At 36.2% G+C, this 2829-nt stretch carries 1 protein-coding gene; it reads left to right on the top strand.

Translation table 11 applies throughout. The features are described from left to right. A partial coding sequence (locus F6K13_RS26775) for a CHAT domain-containing protein (protein ID WP_287288964.1) occupies positions 1 to 2180 on the top strand: 2180 nt, incomplete at its 5' end. Positions 2181 to 2829 lie beyond the last annotated feature (649 nt).

The following is a 2829-nucleotide window of genomic DNA, read 5'->3' as shown; positions in this document are numbered from 1 at the left end:
ATACTTGGAAAGAAGCCAGTCAAATTTATGAAAAAATTGACGATTATTTAGGGTTTACTCGTAGTGGAATTAATCAAGCTCAGGCTTTACAAGCTTTGGGTTTATATTCTCAAGCATTTAAACAATTAACAAGAGCTAAACAAAATCTGGAAGAACAACCAGATACAATAATTAAAGCAAAAGCACTACAAAGTTTGGGTGATGTGCTTCGAGGAATAGGTCAACTATCAGAATCTCAAAAAGTTTTAGAGTCTAGTTTAGTCATAGCAGAAAATTTACAAGCAACAGAAGAAATAGCGATAATTTTAATTAGTTTAGGTAATACAGCTATCCTTTTAGATAATCCCCAAGCTGCTAATTTATTCTATCAACGAGCTATTCAGGAATCACCTATAGTAGAAATTAAAACTCAAGCAATGCTCAATCAGTTAAATTTATCTGTAGAACAAAAGCAATATTTAACGGCAACAGAATTAGTCACAAATATAGATGATTTGTTAAACCAATTATCTGCTTCTCAGCCAGGTATTTATGCCAGAATTAATCTGGCTCAGAATTTAATAGAATTAAGAAAAGAAGTTTTCGCAAATGACAGTAATAAACCATTATATCCACCAGCAAAAATTGCTGATTACTTAGTTACAGCAGTACAACAAGCAAGAAGTTTAGAAGATGCAAGGGCAGAATCTTATGGTTTAGGAACTTTGGGAACTTTATATGAACATAATCAGCAATGGAATGAGGCTAGAGAGTTAACAGAAAAAGCTTTAATTTTGGCTCAAAGTATTAATGCTGCTGATATTTCTTATCAGTGGGAATGGCAATTAGGTCGGATTTTAACAGTTACAGGAAATACAAACGAAGCGATAGTAGCTTATTCTCAATCAGTAAAAAATCTCCAAGCTTTGCGGAGTGATATAGTTGCTATTAGTTCAGAATTAAAGTTTGATTTTCGAGATAGTGTAGAACCAATTTATCGTGAATTAGTAGAGTTACTTTTAGAACCTTCTACACCTGGAAAAAAAGATATTAGTCAAAAAAATTTGAAACAAGCACGACAAGTAATTGAAGCTTTACAGTTAGCTGAACTAGATAATTTTTTTCGTAATGCTTGTTTAGATACTAAACCTGTAGAAGTAGACCGCGTAGACAAAAATGCAGCTATTTTTTATACAATAATTTTGCGCGATCGCTTGGCAGTAATATTAGCCATACCAGAAAAACCTTTGGTTTATTACAGCACTAATATATCAAGAGCGGAAGTAGACTCAAAAATTGAAACTATGCTAACAGCTCTCACATTTCCGCAAAAGCGAATTTTTATTGAAAACTATTTGGAACCTGCGGCAGAAATTTATCAATGGCTAATTTATCCTGCTGAAGAGTTATTGCGAGATAGTCAGATAAAAACCTTAGTATTTGTATTAGAAGGAAGGTTGCGAAGTATTCCTTTAGCTAGTCTTTATAATGATGATAGTAAGGAATATGTAATTCAGAACTATAATGTGGCGATCGCTCCTAGTCTAGAATTAATCGATCCTAAACCACTAGCACGAAAAAAACTGGAAGTACTGGGAATGGGAATAACTGAAAGTCGTCAAGGTTTTCCACCACTGCCAAATGTGAGACAAGAGTTAAAAGATATTCAAGCTCAAGCTTCTAGTGAGATTTTGCTAAATGAGTTGTTTACAGAAAATGAAGCTAATACCGAAGTCGCTGATACTCCTTACCAAGTAATTCACATTGCAACCCATGGCGAATTTAGTTCTAATGTTGAAGATACATTTATTCTGACCTGGGATGATAGGATTAATGTTGAAGAGTTACGAAGTATGATTAAATCTGGCGTTCAACAAACGCGTCCTGTAGAATTATTAGTATTGAGTGCTTGTCGTACTGCAACTGGAGATGAGCGAGCAACATTGGGGTTAGCGGGAGTTGCAGTCAGAGCAGGAGCAAGAAGTACCATTGCTAGTCTGTGGTATGTGAGTGATGAAGCAACTGCTGTGTTGATGAAAAATTTATATGAACAGTTGACCGACTCAACAATCACTAAAGCAGAAGCTTTACGTCGAGCGCAACGAAAAATTTTACGAGACGCTCAAATAAGAGAGGTAAATTCAGAATTTGAGCATCCCTACTTTTGGTCAACTTTTGTTTTAGTAGGGAATTGGTTATAGAAGTCAAAAGTCAAAAGTCAAAAGTTAAAAGTGAGAAGTTAGAAGTTAAAATTTAGAAGTCAGGAATCAGGAGGAAAGAAAAGGTTATATCAAATCCGGTAGCATCGCTGTAATTAGATAGTTAATTTAGGAGTCAGGAGTCAACCCACCCCTCCCCCCTCCCCCTCCCAGGAGGGGAAGGACCTCCTCAGGAGGGAAGAGAATGCGCGAAACATTTGCTATTGGATGAAGATGAAAATTTTTTTTATACCGAACCCGAGCGGATTTGATATTAGAAGAGAGAAAGTTTTTTTATCGTGCTATTATCCGGACATGATTATAAAAATAAAAAAAGAATGCTACGAATAATGGCGCTGGTGATTTGAGGTATGATATCTTGTCCGGATAATTACTGATAGAACTCAATTCTGCGCTCCACGTTTTCGGTACGGAATGCTGCACCTCACCTGTCGCGTAGCGTTAACGTGTGTTGTGCGCCAGCTAAACAAAAAACTTTCTTCCCTACTTACTCCTAACTTTTGACTTCTAACTTTTGACTTCTGACTTCTAACTTCCTCCAATAGCTTCTGAGAGAAAATCTGCTGTAGATTTAACTATGGCGATCGCATTCTCATAAACCATTCTCGTTGGCCCCAAAACTCCTACACTT

This window comes from Okeania sp. SIO2B9 (assembly GCF_010672505.1).
Lineage (GTDB): Bacteria > Cyanobacteriota > Cyanobacteriia > Cyanobacteriales > Microcoleaceae > Okeania > Okeania hirsuta.
The sequence above is the reverse complement of the archived record's forward strand: the minus strand, read 5'-3'. Positions and strand labels throughout refer to the sequence as shown.